The organism is Coriobacteriia bacterium (genome assembly GCA_018368455.1).
Classification (GTDB): Bacteria; Actinomycetota; Coriobacteriia; order Coriobacteriales; family UMGS124; genus JAGZEG01.
In genome coordinates, this window is sequence record JAGZEG010000009.1 from 26,197 (window position 1) to 43,240 (window position 17,044).

At 65.9% G+C, this 17,044-nt stretch carries 13 protein-coding genes and 1 pseudogene; 6 read left to right on the forward strand and 8 right to left on the reverse strand.

Features of this window, described 5'->3' with window-relative positions; all coding sequences use genetic code 11:
- Positions 1–45: 45 nt before the first annotated feature.
- From KHZ24_06915 to KHZ24_06935, 5 genes and pseudogenes are all read right to left on the reverse strand, one after another.
- Complete coding sequence (locus tag KHZ24_06915) at positions 46–573, reverse strand: 4Fe-4S binding protein (protein MBS5450929.1); 528 nt, start codon at positions 571–573, stop codon at positions 46–48.
- Between the two features lie 14 nt (positions 574–587).
- Positions 588–1,676: a nickel-dependent hydrogenase large subunit gene (locus tag KHZ24_06920; GenBank protein ID MBS5450930.1), complete on the reverse strand. Its 1,089-nt coding sequence runs from the start codon at positions 1,674–1,676 to the stop codon at positions 588–590.
- 15 nt (positions 1,677–1,691) lie between these two features.
- The gene (locus tag KHZ24_06925; protein ID MBS5450931.1) at positions 1,692–2,111 is read right to left on the reverse strand and encodes an NADH-quinone oxidoreductase subunit C; all 420 of its coding nucleotides are present in this window, start codon (positions 2,109–2,111) and stop codon (positions 1,692–1,694) included.
- A 59-nt stretch (positions 2,112–2,170) separates the two neighbouring features.
- Positions 2,171–2,881, reverse strand: a complete 711-nt coding sequence (gene nuoB / locus KHZ24_06930; protein ID MBS5450932.1) for an NADH-quinone oxidoreductase subunit NuoB — start codon at positions 2,879–2,881, stop codon at positions 2,171–2,173.
- A gap of 10 nt (positions 2,882–2,891) precedes the next feature.
- Positions 2,892–5,780 (reverse strand): annotated as a pseudogene (locus tag KHZ24_06935) (NADH-quinone oxidoreductase subunit H).
- A 281-nt stretch (positions 5,781–6,061) separates the two neighbouring features.
- Between KHZ24_06935 and rsmI the strand changes: the two are divergent.
- From rsmI to rsmA, 5 genes are all read left to right on the forward strand, one after another.
- The gene (gene rsmI / locus KHZ24_06940) at positions 6,062–6,928 is read left to right on the forward strand and encodes a 16S rRNA (cytidine(1402)-2'-O)-methyltransferase (GenBank protein ID MBS5450933.1); all 867 of its coding nucleotides are present in this window, start codon (positions 6,062–6,064) and stop codon (positions 6,926–6,928) included.
- 210 nt (positions 6,929–7,138) lie between these two features.
- Complete coding sequence (gene metG / locus KHZ24_06945; protein MBS5450934.1) at positions 7,139–8,818, forward strand: methionine--tRNA ligase; 1,680 nt, start codon at positions 7,139–7,141, stop codon at positions 8,816–8,818.
- 46 nt (positions 8,819–8,864) lie between these two features.
- Positions 8,865–9,992, forward strand: coding sequence for a TatD family hydrolase (locus KHZ24_06950; GenBank protein MBS5450935.1), 1,128 nt, complete (start codon positions 8,865–8,867; stop codon positions 9,990–9,992).
- Between the two features lie 3 nt (positions 9,993–9,995).
- Positions 9,996–10,727, forward strand: coding sequence for a flavodoxin family protein (locus tag KHZ24_06955; GenBank protein MBS5450936.1), 732 nt, complete (start codon positions 9,996–9,998; stop codon positions 10,725–10,727).
- Between the two features lie 84 nt (positions 10,728–10,811).
- A complete protein-coding gene (gene rsmA / locus KHZ24_06960) occupies positions 10,812–11,708 on the forward strand; it encodes a 16S rRNA (adenine(1518)-N(6)/adenine(1519)-N(6))-dimethyltransferase RsmA (GenBank protein ID MBS5450937.1) in 897 nt (298 codons plus the stop codon).
- Positions 11,709–12,169: 461 nt separating this feature from the next.
- Here rsmA and KHZ24_06965 read toward each other — a convergent pair whose 3' ends face one another.
- The 3 genes from KHZ24_06965 to KHZ24_06975 all read right to left on the reverse strand — a co-directional run bounded on the left by KHZ24_06965 (position 12,170) and on the right by KHZ24_06975 (position 15,572).
- On the reverse strand, positions 12,170–14,638 hold the full coding sequence (locus KHZ24_06965; GenBank protein ID MBS5450938.1) for a hypothetical protein: 2,469 nt from the start codon (positions 14,636–14,638) through the stop codon (positions 12,170–12,172).
- Positions 14,639–14,709: 71 nt separating this feature from the next.
- Positions 14,710–15,090, reverse strand: coding sequence for a BlaI/MecI/CopY family transcriptional regulator (locus KHZ24_06970; protein MBS5450939.1), 381 nt, complete (start codon positions 15,088–15,090; stop codon positions 14,710–14,712).
- 233 nt (positions 15,091–15,323) lie between these two features.
- Positions 15,324–15,572, reverse strand: coding sequence for a hypothetical protein (locus tag KHZ24_06975; protein ID MBS5450940.1), 249 nt, complete (start codon positions 15,570–15,572; stop codon positions 15,324–15,326).
- Between the two features lie 356 nt (positions 15,573–15,928).
- Between KHZ24_06975 and KHZ24_06980 the strand changes: the two genes are divergently transcribed.
- Positions 15,929–17,032 carry an aminopeptidase P family protein gene (locus KHZ24_06980; GenBank protein MBS5450941.1) on the forward strand — a complete coding sequence of 368 codons (1,104 nt, stop codon included), beginning with the start codon at positions 15,929–15,931 and terminating at the stop codon, positions 17,030–17,032.
- The last annotated feature ends 12 nt before the right edge of the window (positions 17,033–17,044 follow it).

The window sequence follows — 17,044 nt, forward strand, 5'->3', positions numbered from 1 at the left end:
TCTTGGTCGCCGACGCCTTGGCGGCGTGGAGCAGCGGGCGGGTGGCTATCCTTCGCTTGCCACCGGTGCTGCGGAGGAGGGCTCTGCCGGGTGGACCGTTCCGGGAGCCTCGGGGCTCTGGCCTGTAGCGCCCGCAGCGGCGGAGGCCTTCTTCTTGGCGGCTGCCTGCTCGCGAAGCTTGGCGGCGCGGGCGCGGCGCTCCTCCTCGGCTTTCTGCCGGGCGGCGCGCCCCTCGTCGCTCAGGGAGAACACGTCGATGTGCTTCGTCGTGCCACCGGGGGCGTAGGTATTGTCCATGGACAGGGCGTGTTCGACGCAGACGTTGATGCAGTTGCGGCACTGCACGCACTGGAAGCGGTTGATGGCCCACGTGAGCGCGTGGCGGTCGACCTCGATGGCGCCGGTGGGGCACAGCACGGCGCAGCTGCCATCGTAGCGGCACTGCTCAGGATCGATGACGACGTGCCCCTTCGTCTGCTCGTAGAACGTGCGGGGCTGCGCGGGGTAGGCCTCGGTGGCCGGCTTGGAGAAGAGGCTGCGCAGCGTCATGCGCCCTAGCTTGAATTCGCCCATCGGTCAGCTCCCTTCTATCGCTCGCCGCAGCTGATGCACGGGTCGATGGTCAAGATGATGTTGGGCACGTCGGCAAGGTCGCAGCCGCGCAGCGCCATGACCATGCCGGGGATGTTCGTGGACGTGGGCGTGCGCACGCGGAAGCGCTCGAGGAACTTCGTGCCGTTACCCTTGACGTAGTAGAACGCCTCTCCGCGGGGTTGCTCGACGCGCACGGCGGCCTGCGAGCCCTCGAGGGGATTGCCCTTGACGGGCGTGCGGATGTCGCCTTCGGGCATCTTGGCGACGAGCTGGGCGATGATGTCGATGGACTGGGGCACCTCCTGCACGCGCACCTTGCAGCGCGCGTAGCAGTCACCCTGGTCGTCGAGGATGGGCGCGAAGTCCGTCAACTCGCCGTAGGCGCCCTCGCCGATGAGGCGAACGTCGTTGTTGACGCCCGAGGCCCGCGCGAACGGGCCGACGGCTCCGTACTCGAGTGCCTGCTCCTTGCTTAGATGCCCCACGCCGACAAGGCGGCTACGCACGGACGTGTCCTCGAGGAACGTCGCCGCGATCTGCTCGTACTCGTCACGCAGCGTCGTGAGCTCGGAGACGATGGTGCGCAGCTCCGTGTTCTCGATGTCCTTGAAAATGCCGCCGGGCGTGGACATGGAGAGGATGACGCGGCCGCCCGTCGTGCGCTCGAAGATGTTGAGGATACGCTCGCGCAGTCGGAAGCAGTGCATGAACAGGCTTTCGAAGCCGAACGCGTCGGCGGCGAGTCCCATCCAGAGCAGGTGGCTGTGGATGCGCGACAGCTCGTGGAGGATGACGCGCAGGTATTGGGCGCGCGCTGGTACCTCGATGCCCATGAGGGCCTCGACGGCTTGGCAGTAGCCCATGGAGTGGCCGAAGCTGCAGATGCCGCAGATGCGCTCGGCGACGTAGACAAAACGCTGGTAGTCACGCTTTTCGACGAGTTTTTCCAGGCCGCGGTGGATGAAACCGACCTGGGGGATGGCGTCGATGACGCGCTCGTCCTGAAGGACCAGGTCCAGGTGGACGGGCTCGGGCAGGACGGGGTGCTGCGGGCCGAAGGGGATGATGGTCGTCTGTCCCACGGGTGGTCCTCCTTTCTAGTTCGCGTCGGGCGCAGGCTCGGCACCTGCGGGTTTTTTGGCGGGTGCTGCCTTGCGGGCGGCTTTCTCCGGTGTCTGCGCCATGGGCGCGGGGTAGTGCAGGTGGTAGAAGCCGCCCTGGAAGTCGATGGAGATGCCCTCGACGTTGATGCCGAACAGGTCGTGCATCTCGTTCTCGAACATAAACGCTGTTGGGAACAGGACGCTGACGCTGGGGACTGCCTGGTCCTGCGTGATGTTGACGCGGTAATTCAGAAGCTCGCGGGTGGCGTCGTTGGAAAACGAGTACGTGAGCTCGAACGTGGGGATCATGGCAGGCCCATCGGACTCGGTCGCAGGTTCCTGCTCGGGTGTCGCCTCGACTCCGGTGCCACGTGTCGCGTGGCACTGTACGAAGCGCCAGCCCTGCCCCTTCATCTGAGACGCCTGGCCAAGCAGCTCGGCGAGGGGGATCTCTACAAACACCTGCTGCTCGCTCATGCTAGCGGCTCCTTTGTGGTTGCAACGGCGGGGTCGTGCTGCGCGGGGGCGACGGGTCGAACGGGAGGTGCGGCCGGTGTTTGGGGCGCCTCCGGGGTCGGGGACGCATCGCTCGCATCTGCCGGCTGGGGGTCGCTCGGTGCGGTGCCGACCTGCTGGAGCGTACCGTTGACTGCGGGCGTGTGGAGTACGCGGACGGGCTCGGCGTCGCCGGGCATTGCCGGCACGGGGACAGGGAGCCCCTGGGCGAGTGCGGCGCGCTTCTGCTCGAGGATATCGAGTCCGCGCACGACGGCGTCGATGATGGCTTCGGGACGCACGGCGCAGCCCGGGGCGTAGACGTCGACGGGGATGACCTGGTCGATGCCGCCGAGCGTGTTGTAGCACTCCCTGAAGACGCCGCCCGAGCAGGCGCAGATACCGCAAGCGATGACGACCTTGGGCTCGACCATCTGATCGTAGATCTGCTTGATGACGGGTGCACACTGCTCGTTGACAGAGCCAGTCACGAGGAACAAGTCGGCATGGCGCGGGTTGCCGGTGTTGACGATGCCGAAGCGCTCCACGTCGTAGAGCGGGGTGAGGCTCGTGAGCACCTCGATGTCGCAGCCGTTGCAGCTTGCGGCGTCGTAGTGGATGAGCCACGGGGACTTGCGGGCGAACGATGTGCCGCCCAGCTTGGCGGCAAGCGTGTCGAGAATCGACATGGGCACCTCCCTAGAAAAAGACGACGCCGTTGCTGTTGATGAAGTAGAACAGCGCGAAGTTGACGAGGCCGGCCGCTGCGGCGACGATCCATGACCCTGCGAGCATCTTCTGCCACTTCATGCGGGCGAACGTGTTGTCTACCCAGATCTCGAGGAAGTAGACGACGGCGATCATGATGAGGGCAAGAAGCACGGACAGCGGGCTGGCCGTCAGGAAGAACATGCCAACCCAGCCGAGGAAGATGACGGTCTCGTACCAGTGCGTGACCTCGATGATGGCCAGGGACAGGCCGCTCATCTCCGTCGTGGCGCCGCGCACGATCTCCTGGTGGGCGTGGTGGCTCGACGCGATGTCGAACGGGGACTTGTGCAGCTTGATCGTCAGGACGAACAGCAGACCCAGGAAGATGAGCGGCTGCCATACGACCATGGGAACGTCTCCGTGGCTCAGGGCGGACACGTCGAACGAGCCGCTGAACAGGTACAGTCCCACGCCGACGAGCAGGACCATCGGCTCGTAGCACATGACCTGCAGGATCTCGCGCTGCACGCCCGTCTGGACATACGGCGACGGAATGACGGACGCCGCAAGCACGTAGAGCAGGCTTGACAGCGTGACGAGGAAGACGCACAGCAGGAAGCTGCCGCCCGAGAAGAACACGAAGCAGGCGACAACTGTGGAGAGCAGCCCAAGCACCAGCAGCATGAGCTGGGCGAGGTCGTTGGCGCGCCAGTCCTTCTCCAACAGTTTGCGCACGTCATAGTACGGCTGCAGCAGCACGGGGCCCTGGCGGCCCTGCATGCGCGCAGAGATGATGCGGTCGATGCCGGCGATGAGGCAGCCCGCGATAGGGGCGCCAACCACGAAGACGATGCCGAGCAGAATGCCGAGCCACGTCATTTACATCACGCTCCCCATGAACACGAGGGTCTCGCCCAGGGCGCAGGCTATGGCCATGCCGGCGATGAGGGCGCACAGGATGGTGCCGACGAGCCCGATGCGCTTCTCGCTGAAGAGGTCATCGAGATACCAGTTGCGCTGCTCGCAGGAGACGGGCGCACCGAGCGAGCCGGAGAACGACGAACCGTCGATGCCGACGCCGCCCATCATGACCTGGTGCTCCTGCATGCCCGCCTGCTTGGCGAGCGTCTTGCCGCGCAGGGCGAACACGGCCGGGATGGCGACCATGATGACGGCCATGACAGCCATGACGACCAGGTCGGCACCCGAGGGCTCGCGCAGGCGGCCGCCGACGAGCTGCGCGGCGTATGGGGACACGACGTCGCTGGAGATGAGCGGAAGGAATATGGAGCACAGCACGACGAGCGCGGCCATGACGCCGAGCGCGACCCATTCCGTGCGGTGGATTCCAGCCTCGACGTTGTTGGCGCTGCGCATGCCGCCGAGGATCTTCGTGAGCCACTTGGCCCAGAAGAAGAACGTGGCGGCCGAGCCGAACGCCAGCATGATGACGATGACGAGCACGCCGGAGTTCACGAAGGCGGACAGGGCTGCCCACTTGGAGATGAGCATGCCGAAAGGCGCGACGAACATGCCGCAGATGCCCAGCGCCATGAGGCACGTGAGCCGGGGCATGCGGGAGACGAGCGCGTCCATGCTCTCGATGTCGCGGCTGCCGATGTGGTGCTCGGCCGTGCCCACGCACAGGAAGAGCAGAGACTTGGCGGCGGCGTGGAAGACGAGCAGGAACGTTGCCGCCCAGATGGCCGCTGCCGTGCCGATGCCGGCGCACGCCACGATGAGGCCGAGGTTGGCGATCGTCGAGTACGCGAGCACACGCTTGGCGTTGCTCTGGCTGATGGCGATGAGCGAGCACAGCAGGAACGTCGTGGCACCGACAAGCATGACGCCCAGGCCGACGGGGTTGATACCCAGTCGGGGCAGGTCATTCACGAACGTGCCCATGAGCGGGGAGAGCTTGATGAGCAGGAACACGCCCGCCTTCACCATCGTCGACGAGTGCAGCAGGGCACTCGTGGGCGTGGGGGCGACCATGGCGCCGAGCAGCCACGTGTGGAACGGCATCTGGGCGGCTTTCGTAAGCGCTGCCAGCGCGAGCAGGGCGAGCGGGAGCATGGCGACGTTGGGAGCGAGCAGGCCGGCGTTGACGAAGCGGTCGAGTTCGATGACGCCCAGCGACGTGCCCATGAATATGAGCGCGAGCGTGAAGGAGATGCCGCCGATCATGTTCATCCAGATCTGGCGGAATGCGTTTGCCGTGGCTTCTTCGGTGCGCGTGTAGCCGATGAGGTAGAACGAGCAGACGGTCGTGACCTCCCAGGCGCACAGCATCCAAGCGAGGTCGTTGAAGAATACGATGCCGAACATGGCGGAAAGGAATGCGAGCATGACGGCGAAGAACACGGGCTGGCGGTCCGTGGCGTGCGGCTCGCCGGTCTGGGCGAGCTCGTCCTGGTGCGCCTGGAAGTCGTGCATATATCCGCAGGCGTATACGCAGATGCCGCTGCCGATGATGCCGATGACGAGCACCATGATGGCAGAGAGCGTGTCGACGCTGACGGCGCTGCGCACGTGCACGTTCCCGACGACGCCGAACTCGAGCACGCACACGAGCAGCGCCTGGATGCAGGCGAGCGCGAATATGGCGTGCCGCTTTGCCGAGAGGGAGCGCCACATGACGTAGGCGCACAGCGCGAGCTCGATGACGAGGAAGAGCCAGCTCAGGGCCTCGTTGTGATAGCCGTACGACAGTGTGCTGCCTCCTGTGAGGTGTCCGCCCGCAAAGGCGATGCTGGCGATGGCGATGACGACGGCTGCCGCGCATACGATGATCTCACGCGCCCTGCGCTCCCTCACGACGAGGCAGAGCCCCGCCGCGACGAGCGGAAAGACGATGAGGAACCAGATCATGCCCACGATGCCTCCGCTTCTCCTCGGTCGATGTTCACGGTTTCATACCACTGTTTCGTTCCCCCCGCTGTGTAGGGGCTGTGTGCGGGCGTTTTGCGGGGGTTGAGCGCCCGGTGGACGGATGCAGTGCCGTACGAATGTATGCCGAACCTGTGTTCGTTTCTGAGTATAGCACGATTTCTTGACAGCGGCGTACGAATCGCCACAATTGTGGTGGGGATGGAGAACGGCGCCGTGGATATACTTACGGACGCGAAGCGACGGCCGGAAGATATGGCAGGTGGGGTATGGAGAGAGACGAACGGGCGGGCGGTCTCACACTCGTGGGCACGCCCATAGGCAACCTGGGGGACATTTCGCCGCGCGCCCGCGCCGCGCTCGAACAGGCCGATGTCGTGCTTGCCGAGGACACGCGCGTCACGGGCAAACTGTTGGCGGCGTGCGGCTTGAGCGCCCGACTCGAGCGCTGTGACGAGAACGTCATTGGCGCGCGGGCGGCTGGGCTTGTCGAGCGCATGGCGGCGGGCGAGCGCATCGCGCTTGTGAGTGACGCTGGCATGCCGGCCGTGGCGGACCCTGGTGCTCGTCTCGTTGATGCCTGTCGCGACGCGGGCGTCCCTGTCGACGTCGTTCCCGGCCCCTCTGCCGTGACGTGTGCCATTGCGGCGGCGGGCTTTGCGTGCGAGCGGTTCTACTTCGGGGGCTTTTTGCCGCGTCGTGATGGCGAGCGCGATCGCCTGCTCGCGAGTCTGCGGGCGTTGCCGGCCGTGCTTGTGTTCTACGAGTCGCCGCACCGTACGGCGGCAAGCCTCGCGGCGATCGCGCGGGCGTTTCCGGGGCGTCGTGCCGCCATGGCGCGCGAGCTGACGAAGCTCCACCAGGAAGTCGTGCGTGACGCGGCGCCGGCTCTTGCTGAGCTCATTTCAGCGCGCGAGCTCAAGGGCGAGGTCGTGCTTGTTATCGACGCCCCGGGCGATGACGAGCTTGCGATGGCAGAGCCAATGGGCGCCTCGTTTGACCTCGATGCCGCCATCCGGGAGGGCCTGGAAGCGGGGACGCCCAAGAGCGCTCTGGCGCGCGAGCTTGCGACGCGCTGCCCGCTGTCGCGCGGTCAGGTCTACGACCGCATTCAGGAACTTGCGAGGGAAGCATAGGGGCGAACGTCGCGCCGCGTTACGCTCTTCGCTTTTTGCGTCGTGCCCATGGGGGCGTGGCCCGGGGGAACGTTTGTCGGGGTGCCCTGATGATACGATGGACGCCTCTTGAAAGCCGGTGGTTGCGTCTCGGCCGTCCGTGATTGTGCTGGGCGGCACGTGCGGGGCGCACTGAGATTGACCTGTGGATTTGCGGAAAGGGATGCACCCATGACCTGTGACTGCGGCTGCACCGGCGCCTCTGCGGCGCCCAAGGGCTCGTACTACATCACCACGCCCATCTATTACGTGAACGCTGCCCCGCACCTGGGCACGGCGTACTCCACGATCGTCTGTGACACGCAGGCGCGCTTCCGTCGCATGGACGGCTATGACGTGCACTTCCTCACGGGCCTCGACGAGCACGGCCAGAAGGTTGCTGACTCTGCCGCCGCGCACAACATGACGCCTCAGCAGTGGTGCGACTTCATGGCGCCGCCGTTCCAGGAGCTGTGGAGCCAGCTTGAGGTCACGAATGACGACTTCATTCGTACGACGCAGCCCCGTCACGAGCGCGCCGTGCAGCACTTCTGGGAGGTCCTCAAGGACAAAGGCTACATCTACAAGGGCGCCTACGAGGGCTGGTACTGCGTGCCTGACGAGACGTATTTCACGGAGACGGACGTGCGCCACGCCAACGAGGGCGACGACGCCGATCCCGAGCACCCGCTGTGCCCCGACTGCCACCGCCCGCTCGAGCGCATCTCCGAGGAGAGCTGGTTTTTCAAGCTCTCGGAGTTCCAGCAGCCGCTGCTCGACTTCTACGCATCCCATCCCGACTTCATCCAGCCTGAGACGCGCCGCAACGAGGTCATCTCGTTTGTCGAGGGTGGCCTCAAGGACCTCTCGGTGACGCGCACGACGTTTGACTGGGGCATCCCGCTGCCGTTTGACGAGAAGCACGTTACATACGTGTGGTTCGACGCGCTCATCAACTACTTGACTGCCGTGGGCTACGGCGACCCCGATCAGGCCGATGAGTTCGCCAAGCGCTGGCCTGCCCAGCAGCATGTCGTCGGCAAGGACATCATTCGCTTCCACTGCGTCATCTGGCCTGCCATGCTCATGGCGGCGGGCCTGCCCGTGACGGAGCACGTGCTTGCTCACGGCTTCCTGCTGGTGCGTGGCGCTGACGGCAAGGCCGAGAAGATGTCGAAGAGCCGTGGCAACTCCATCTTTCCGCAGCAGGTCGTTGACCTGCTGGGTGTCGAGGGCTACCGCTACTACTTTATGACGGACGTGACGCACGGCCAGGACGGAGCCATCAGCTTCGACCGCATGGCGCAGGTTTACAACGCCGATCTTGCCAACAGCTGGGGTAACCTTGTGAGCCGTACGCTCAACATGGCTATCAAGTACTTTGACGGCAAGGCGCCGGCGCGAGGCGAGGGGTATGCCGAGCGCGAGAGCCCACTTGCCCAGGTGGCTGCCGGCATCTATGAGCGCTATGCCGCAGCGATGTCCGGCTTTGACTATCAGGTCGCCGCGAAGGTTGTTGTGGAGCTGGCCGCCGTCGCCAACCACTACATCGAGGACATGGCCCCGTGGGCGCTTTCAAAGGCGGCTGCCGACGATGCCGTCAAGGCTGACGAGCTGCAGTTCGTCATGTGGGGGCTGTGCGAGGCCATCCGTATCATCGCCACGCTGCTGTGGCCGATCACGCCGGGCACGTCGGCCGAGGTCATGCGCCGCATGGGCCTTGCGACGGAGCCGACGCACGACCTCGAGGCCGCGTGCGTGTGGGGCCAGTTCGCCGGCGGCGAGGCCGTGGAGAAGGGCGATCCGCTCTTCCCGCGCCTCGACATGAGCAAGCTGCCCGCCGTCGGTGATGCTGTGCCTGCGCAGGCGTAGGAAGCTGGGGCGGATGGGGCCGATAGGACGAGAGGGGGCAACGCGAATGTCGGAGAGCCGCGAGGCCGAGCCCGAGCATGCGGATATGGAAGCGACGGACATGCCGGCGATCCCCACTACCTCGGGGTTTTATGGCCAGCCGTTCGACATCCCGACGTGTCCCGAGCCGACGACGTTCTTCGCGACGAAGAAGGGCGCGCCGTTTGCCTGCCCCGAGCCTGTCGGCCCTATCTCTGACAGCCATACGCACCTCACGAGCCTGCGCGCCATCCACCCGGCGATTGCGCTGGCTCGTGCGGCACTGGCGGGCCTCGACTTCATCGTGACGGTTGTCGACCCAACCGATGACGCGTGTGACCCGCAGTCCCTGTTCGCGCAGCTTGCTGACTGGCAGGTGCAGGCTCGCGCCGTGCTCGACGCGTGGGGGCTGTCCGAGCTTTCCGCACCCCGCGTCCGGATGCTGCCCGGGTGCCATCCTCACAACGCCCGCCTGTTCGATGGCGAGGCGCGCGCGGCGATACGGGAGTTGCTGGCGGATCCGCTCTGCTGCGGTATCGGCGAGATCGGCCTGGACTACCACTACGACCTCTCGCCGCGCGATGTTCAGCAGCGCGTTTTTGAGCAGCAGCTCCGACTTGCGTGCGAGCTCGATGCCCCCGTCTCGCTGCACATACGCGAGGCGCACGACGATGCCTATGAGCTGCTGTCGCGGGTGGGCATTCCGACGTCTGGTGCCGTGCTGCACTGCTTTGACCTGGGCCCCGAGGAGCTACGCCGCTTCCTTGACCTGGGCTGCTCGTTTGGTATCGGCGGTGCCGTGAGCTTCGCGAGCTGCGAGCCCACGCGCCAGGCCATGAGGGAGTGCCCCGCGGAGTGCATTGTCACCGAGACGGACGCTCCGTATATGGCGCCCGTTCCTCTGCGCGGGACGCCGTGCGAGCCAGCGCATACGGCCGTGACGGTCGACTTCCTGACGCGCCTGCGTGCCGAGGCCCGCGGCGAGGATGTGGCGTGGCAGTGCGCGACATACGCCGCCAACGCACGGACCCTGTTTGACGTGCGGGCAGGGTTCGCGCTGCCTGCCGACGCTCTGGCGCAAGATGTGCGCGGCGAAGCGTGCGCAGCGGCGGTGGAGGCCGAGCGCCTTGCCGGCTCAGCTGCCGAGGGCGCGTAAGCCGTGGCGGGCGTCGCGGGTAACGGCCTCTCTGTTGCCGAAGCCAGGCAGGACGAGCGCCTGCGTGTTGGAGTGCTTGCAGGATCGCCGCACCGGGGCAACTGCGCACATCTGGCGCGAGCGGTTCTGGCTCCGGAGCTTCAGACGGCCGGCTTTGACGTGTCGGTGCGCCTGCTAGCTGATTTTGAGATTGCGGGCTGCCGGGGGTGCAACGCCTGCGCGCATACGGGTACGTGCGTGCTATTCGCGGGGGAGCGCGGATCCCGTACGGCGCCGCGCAGCACGCTTCTCGACCTCATCTCCTGGCTCGATGGCCTTGACGCGCTCGTGCTGGTGGCGCCCCTGTATTTCGCGGGACCGCCGGCCCAGCTCAAGGCCCTTTTCGATCGCCTGCAGTTCCTCTGGGCTCGGCGTTATGTGCTGAAGGCGTGGCCTGCCCTCCCCGTTGATCGCCGTCGTCCCGTGCTTGTGCTTACTATTGGCGGGGGCGGCGACCCGTTCGGCTCGTCGGCCCTCGTGACGTGCGCCCACTCCGCGCTGCGTATGATGGACTTCGAGATGGAGCTGTCCGACGCGTATATAGGATATCGGAGTGGCCGATCCGACGCCTCGGGGGACGCTCTGTTTGAAGAGCGGGCCGTGGGGCGCGTTCTGGAACTCGCCGCCCTCCTGCGCGAAAGAGGCCTCTTTGCTCGTCGAGGGCAGATCGACCCGTTCACTCGTTTCGATCGCTAGCGCACGGCGAAATGTCCCTGGTCGGGGGTATTCTGCTACGTGGCGTTCTTATTCTCACTCTGTTCTTTGACCAGGAGGTTCTCGATGCCCTTCTCCCGCCTTGCCACTCCCACTGCGACTCGCGGTCTGCTTGACGAGTTCGGCCTGTCGGCAAAGTATGCGCTTGGGCAGAACTTCCTCGTGAACGACGAGGTCGTCGGTCGTATTCTCGAGCTAGCAGACCTGTCCAGCGACGACGTGGTTCTCGAGGTGGGACCGGGCATCGGCACGCTGACAAGCGCGCTGCTGCCACACGTGTCGGCTGTCGTTTCCGTCGAGACGGACAAGGACATGCAAGGGCCGCTCTCCGTGAGCTGCGCCGACTACTCCGAGCGCTTTGCCCTTGTCATGGGGGACGCGCTGCGCGTGACACCGCAGCAGGTGGGACGCGCTCTGACTGCCCTTCTGCCCGCCCCGTCGCGTCCGATGCCCAACCGGTGGGTGGCAAACTTGCCCTATGCCGTTGCTGCCACGCTCATTCTCAAGTGGTTCGAGTCGCCCGATTGGACGTGTCTCGACAGCGCGACGCTCATGGTGCAGAGCGAGGTGGCCGACCGCATCAGCGCAGAGCCGGGCAGCAAGATCTACGGGGCGTATACGCTCAAGCTGCAACAGTACGCGCGCGTCACGGGCCGTTTCCAGGTGGCGCGTACGTCGTTCTTCCCCGCGCCGCGCGTCGAGAGCGCCGTCATTCGGCTCGAGCGCCTGCCTGAGAGCGAGCGTGTGAGCGTGGAGGATGCGCGGGCGTGCACCGAGGTCATCGACGCGGCGTTCTCGCAGCGACGTAAGACCATCCGCAATGCGATGGCCGGCGCAAGCTATGCGACGAAGGAGCGCCTCGACGCCGCGTTCGAGGTTGCGGGCATCAATCCAGCCGCTCGCGCCGAGACGCTGACGCTCGCGGACTTCCGCCGGCTCACGGACGCCCTGCGAGAAGGATAGGGGACCGCGGATTGTAGGCGCTACGGGGCCCCGGGTCCCGGACGTGCGATGAGCGCCTCGGATGGCGGGCGCCAATTGTCCTGGAATGTCCCAAAGTGCATGGTTTTTAGCTTGCTTGCGTACAAAATGGGCGTGTAGTGCGCGATTCTTGGGGCGCATCTCGCGTCTGCAGGATGCGCTTGCGAGACAGGGAATAGCGTTCGGACGTCCTACCTGCGAGTTTGGCATCGCGTCCTCGGCGCGCCACCGCATGGGGTCCCTTCGGGGCACACCTGAGTCGTAAGAGACGTGCACTTAACGCCCGTTTTGCGCGCACGACCAGCAAGAACCGTGCACTCGAGGCGAAAACGTGCCGCAGGGCGTGCTCGGGCGCATTCTCGGCCGAATACGGGCTGCGACCAACCTGCGCTGTTCGGCAGGCTGGCCGCCTGTGCACCCGGTCGGCCCCGCAGCGTCCTTTCCTAGTACTGCGCCAACTCCTGCGTCATGTTTACGTGGATGTTGGTACGCGCTATCTGTATGGCGTAGTCAAAGCCGTCGAGGCCATCGAAGGAGTCGGCCGCCTCGAGCTCCTCGAGCGTGTACGCCCCTCCCGTCGAGAGGTCGATTACCTCGCGCGCCACGTCGTCGCCGGGGAAGAGGATGCCCAAGGTTTTGGTGCGCCACTCGCCTCCGCGCGCGGCCCACGCGTAGTTCTCCGCGTACTCGGCAACGACGTGTCCCCGCCCGTCTTCCGCGCTATAGACGATGGCGCCACTGATCTCGCCGCCCTCGCGGAAGCCGGAGACGTTGCTCGTCATGATCTTGATGAGGGGCAGTTCGGGATGGCCGTTCGGGTATACCGAGAGCTCGCCGTTGGGGGAGGGGCTGACGCTCACGCGGCCGCGCCACGCCTCGGGGATGTCAAACGTGTAGAGCGGCATCTCGACGCGCCAGAGATCCTGCGTGATGGCTGTCGCGCGGGCGGACGCCTGGCTGATGTCGGTCGAGACGCGGCTTGCCCACACCTGGGCCTGCTCGACGCTGCTGGCCCATTGCGGGTCTTGATCCCCGAGCTCAAACGTCGGCCCAAGGGAGCGCAACGCCAGGTCGCAGTAGCTGACGGGCGCCGATATGTCTACGGCAACGCGAGTGCTCGCTTCGGGGCCATCCGCCGAGGGGTAGTACATGTCGTTGGCGATCGTGGCGACAGGGCTGTCGGCCGCGCGTGCCTCGGGACTCTCGTAGATGCGCAGCTCCAGCGCGAGATCGCCGCTGCTGTAAGCGAACGACCATCCCTCCGGTAGCGCGTCGTCGGGGACGAACACGGAGTAGCGCGGCGCCATGATGCGCGTCCCACCGTTCTCACGCTGTGGGTAGGCGTAGCCGTTCGTCGAGACGAGTCGCTGCAGGCCGTGGGCCTCGGGCGTCGACCCGTCGTTCGTCGCCGCGTAGACCCCGGTCGTGTCCAGACGCTGGTAGGCATAGTCGTCGCCGAGGGGACATGGGCCGCTCCAGTACTTGTACTCATTGCTCGACTGCGTGTAGACCACGAACGAGACGGGCTGACCGAAGGCGTCGAGCGCGCCCGTTACGGTCAGGATGTTCCCTGCCGTGGCAGTGACGCTGCCCTGTGCCTCGGTCTCGTGCGTCGCCGTGTAGCTGGCCTGATCGTCAAAGCTCCAGGAAAAGCCGTCGCCGACCTGGGCGTCGGGCAACACGAGGGCGTAGCGCGGCGTGACGACGGCACGGTAGCCGTCGAGGTCGAGCTCGAGGGGCTCGGTGCCGGGCAGGGGAAGAGCGCCGAGGGCGGTGGCGTCGTAGCTCACCACGCCGGGCCTGTCTTGCGGCAGGACGCCGGTTGTCGCGAAGGCAGTCGTGGCTGCCACGACGAGCAGGGATGCTGCAGCCGTGGCGGCAAGGCGGGGTCGGTCGGGCCGTACGATGGCACGGACGCGCCGGCTGAGGTCGCTCTTTCCGAAGCCGACAGCCGCGGGAAGCAGGCCCGACGCGCACTCTGCCGCGTCGATGAGAGCGGTGGCGTATGCGGTGCGGCCTCGCGCATTGAGGCGACGCAGCACGCGTTCGTCGCACGAGAGCTCGAGGTCGCGATTTGCTAGGACGTACATCGCCCAGACAAGCGGGTTGAACCAATGCAGGCAGACGGCGACGACGAGCAACGCCTTGAAGGCGACGTCGAAGCGCCGGATGTGGACGAGCTCGTGCTCGAGCATGAGGCCTGCGCTCACGCGGTCGGTCCAGTCGAAGTCGGGCGGTACGAGGATCGTGGGCCGCAGCAGGCCGTATGTCATGGGCGTGCGCACGCGCTCGCACGTGCGGATGCGCACGCGGCGACGCAGCGGGTGGGCTTGCAGCCACGTCTTGGCAAACGGGTCGTCGACGGGGACGGCGAGATGAAACGCGCGGGTGAGACCCAGGTAGAGGACGGCTGCCGCGAGCAGGCAGACGATGGTCCCGCTGACCCAGATGACCTGCCAGGCGGGAAGCGCCCCGAGCGCCTCCCATGCCTCCGCTAGGATGGAGGGCTTGGAGGGGACGGCGGTGTCCGGGACGATCGTAGGGCTGGCGGCCTCTTTGCCGGGCTGGATGCCTACGGGGGAGGAGAGCGGCGCCGAAGCACTCGCGAAAGTTGCGGGGGCGCCGGCCGTGCTTGCGTCGCTGGCTGGCGCTTCCAGGGGCAAGACGCCGTTGTCGATGACGGCTTCGACTGCAACTGGTCTCGCCACCGAATCGTCGGCAAGGCTCGTTCCGGCGAGCGTCCACGCGCTGAGGGGAGAGGCGATGGAGAGCGGGATGAGCAGCCGCGCGAGCACGATTATCCAGAGCACGGGCAGCACGGCTTTGGGAAGGTGACGTCCGAATAGGGCGCGCACGAGCAAGACGATCACGATGAGGGCGGATCCCTGGAGTCCCATGTGCACGAGTTCCATGCTAACCTCCGTTCGCCGAAGGCTTGCCAGCCGCAGATAGTGCGGCGTTTCTGGCGTTCTGTGCGTGCTTCTTACCTGTTGTCGTCCTCCTGCGCCATGTCGTCGACAAGCGAGCGCAGCCGGGCGATCTCCTCGCGCGAAACCTTCTTGCGGCCGATGAGCGCCGCGAACAGCTTGTCGGCTGAGCCGTTGAACACGCGGTCGACAAGGCGGTCGGTCTCCTCGGCCTGAACGTCTTCGCGGCTCACGAGGGCGCGGCAGATGAAGCCCGGTTGGATGCGTTCGAGCGCGCCCTTCTTGATGCAGCGGTGGATGAGCGTGTACGTTGCGCTGGCGCTGTACTCGATCCGCACGTTCAGGGTCTCGGCGATCAGCTTGGCGCTTGCTTGCCCGCCGTTGTCCCAGACAACGTCCATGACCCGAATCTCGGAATCGGATAGTGCGGTGTCCATCGCAGCCTCCTCTCGATCCTTTCTACAAGTTTAGAATAACGGATTATCGGAGAATAAGCTAGCGCTGCGCACCATTTTGTCGAGAGGAGCCGCTGCCCGAGAAGCGACGTGAGAGGTGCCACGGCGCATGAAAAAGGGCGCGCAACGGCTCGGAAAGTCGTTGCGCGCCCTCGTAAACTCGGAAGCGCGAAGGAGGGACTCCTCGTGGGCGTCCCGCGATCTTGTTCTAGCGCTTAGGACAGCACGCGATACGTGTCGTCGCTCTCGGCCGAGTCGGCGGACGACTGGTAGTCCGTCGGCTTGTCAGCCATGAACTGGATGATGTCGTCACGCATCGTGGCGGTGGTGATGGCGTCCACCGGGACCCACTTGCCGTCGACGCGGGCCTCGTCCTTGATGCCGTCCGGCGGAAGGAACCAACGACGAACGTTCCAGCCGTGCAGCATGTAGTCGGCATGCGTGGAGTTGACGTCAACCTTCATGCGAATCTCCTCTTTTGAGTTCTTCACAGACTCCGGTGTTCCCATTTCAGCCCCCATGGCACATCATCGGGTCCGACGCGCCGCCCGCCGCCTCCGGCTTGATCAGGGCCAAAGGAACGGGGCGACGATCCCAACGGGTCATATGAAGCTGCTCTGAATCGTGGCGCGTCGGGAGGCTGACGTCAATCACCTATAGCGCTCGCGGTCGGGGCCCTACCAAGTTTTCATGTGCCGGACGCATCGGACAACGGTGGCCGACGGTGCGCAGGCTGCGGTGGGCCGATCGCGGCGGCTCCCCTCGGGCATATTGGGAGTATCATCGGCGCGATTCGCTGACTCAGGAAAGGAAGGCGTCCATGTCATCTGAGAGCACGATAACCGTTGACTACGCTGCCCGCCTCGCACGGGTGCGCGCGAACCTCGCCGCGATGGGCCTGGCCCAGATGCTCGTGAGCGACCCGATGTCCATCTGCTGGCTCACCGGCTTCTATGTCGATCCGGGCGAGCGCTTCCACGGGCTCGTTATCCGCGAAGATGCCGAGCCCGTGCTCGTCGTGAACGACCTGTTCCCCGCGCCGGCGGGGCTTGCTGTCGCCCAGCAGGGCTATCGCGACGAGGATGACCCGTTGGCCCTGGTCAGGGGCCTGGTCGACCATGCCGCGCCGCTGGGCTGCGACAAGGATCTCGCCGCGCGCTTCCTGCTGCCGCTGCGCGACGCTGGCGCTGCGAGCGACTTCGTGCTGGGGTCGGCAGCGGTCGACGGCGCCCGCTCTATCAAGGATGCCCAGGAGCAGGAGCTCATGCGCCGCGCGAGTGCCACGAACGACAAGGCCATGGGCGTGCTGCGCGGACTCGTGCACGAGGGCGTTACCGAGCGCGAGATTGCCGACCAGCTGCTCGACATCTATCGGTCGCTTGGCGCGCAGGCCCACTCGTTCCCGCCCATCGTGAGCTTTGGCGCGCACGGGGCGGACCCGCACCACGGGCCCGACGACACGCCGCTCGGCCCGCGCGATTCCGTGCTGTTCGACGTGGGGTGCGTCCAGGACGGCTACTGCTCCGACATGACGCGCGTGTTCTTCTTCCGCGACGTTACCGACGAGGAACGTACCGTCTACGAGACCGTGCGGCGGGCCAACGAGGCGGCTGCGGCCGTCGTGCGCCCCGGCGTGCTGTTCAGCGACGTTGATAAGGCTGCGCGCGACGCCATCGAGGAGGCTGGGTACGGCCAGTACTTCACGCACCGGCTCGGACACCAGATTGGCATGAACGACCACGAGCCGGGCGACGTGTCTGCGGTGCATCACGAGCCGATGCAGGCCGGCGTGTGCCACTCCATCGAGCCGGGCATTTACCTGCCGGGCAAGTTTGGCGTGCGTATCGAGGACCTGTGCATCGTGCAAGAGGACGGCGGCGAGATCATCAACCACTACCCGCACAACCTCGACGTGATCGCGTAGGGCGAGGATACA